We start from the raw sequence: 478 nt of genomic DNA, 5'->3' as shown, positions 1-478 counted from the left end.
CCGCACGGTGGGCGCGCCCACCACGTCGACCGGCTCGTCCAGCGGCGCGGACTCGAAGCGGGCGTGCTGGCCGGGGATGTCACCGGCCACGCCGTCCAGCAGCGAGCCGAGCGCGCCGGCGAACGGCACCGAGGAGATCGCCGCCGGGTTGCCGTTGGGCGGTACGGCGACCGGCTGGGGCGGACCGGCGAGCGTGACCTCGCGGCGGTCCTCCCCGGCCAGGCCCGGATAGTCGGCGGTACGGAAGCCGGTGGCGACCAGGCCCCGGTCGAGCGCGTCGAACCCGGCGATGCGGGAGAACGTGAACGTGTCGCCGGGCGCCGCCCCGTCCCCCTTGACGTAGTGGTCGAGCCACTGCGCGGTCAGGAACTTCACCCGGTCGGAGTCGGAGGTGGGTCCGGAGCCGCCGTCGTGGCCGCCGGTGAACCAGGCGACCCGCTCCGGCGTGGCGGCGGCGGCGCTGAGCCGCGCGTTGGCG

Annotated in this window: 1 pseudogene; it reads right to left on the bottom strand. The window is 76.6% G+C overall.

The features are described from left to right. Positions 1-478, bottom strand: a pseudogene (locus KBX39_RS32785) (ABC transporter ATP-binding protein); the annotation flags it as partial.

Source organism: Micromonospora sp. D75 (assembly GCF_018070405.1).
Lineage (GTDB): Bacteria > Actinomycetota > Actinomycetes > Mycobacteriales > Micromonosporaceae > Micromonospora > Micromonospora chalcea.
The sequence above is the reverse complement of the archived record's forward strand: the minus strand, read 5'-3'. Positions and strand labels throughout refer to the sequence as shown.